The sequence below is a fragment of the Mycobacterium angelicum genome, from assembly GCF_002086155.1.
In the GTDB taxonomy this organism is placed as follows: Bacteria; Actinomycetota; Actinomycetes; order Mycobacteriales; family Mycobacteriaceae; genus Mycobacterium; species Mycobacterium angelicum.
This window is the reverse complement of sequence record NZ_MVHE01000279.1, coordinates 1-435: the sequence shown is the minus strand read 5'-3', so window position 1 is coordinate 435 and position 435 is coordinate 1. Positions and strand designations below refer to the sequence as shown.

1 protein-coding gene is annotated in these 435 nt (G+C 68.0%); it reads right to left on the bottom strand.

Annotated elements, in window-relative coordinates:
* Positions 1–435 (bottom strand): Rossmann-fold NAD(P)-binding domain-containing protein (locus BST12_RS29390; RefSeq protein ID WP_483869191.1); only part of this gene is annotated, 435 nt, incomplete at both ends.

The window sequence follows — 435 nt, the reverse complement described above, 5'->3', positions numbered from 1 at the left end:
TCAATTCGCAGTTGCCGCCCGTCTCGCCGGCGAGATCCACCACCACGCTGCCAGGCTTCATCGCTTCCACTGCAGCGGCGGTCACCAACGTTGGCGCCGGGCGGCCCGGCACCAGCGCGGTGGTGATCACCACGTCGAAGCCACTGATCGCTTCTTCCAATGCCTTTTGCTGCTGGGCGCGCTCGTCGTCGGTCAGTTCGCGGGCGTAACCGCCCTCACCGGACGCTGAGATGCCCAAATCAAGCCATTGAGCGCCCACCGATCGGACCTGGTCGGCCACCTCGGGACGCACATCGTAGCCCGTGGTGCGCGCGCCTAGCCGTTTGGCCGTCGCCAGCGCCTGCAGGCCGGCCACGCCGACGCCGAGCACCAGCACCGTGGCCGGCTTCACCGTTCCGGCCGCCGTCGTCAGCATCGGAAAGAACCGGGTCGATT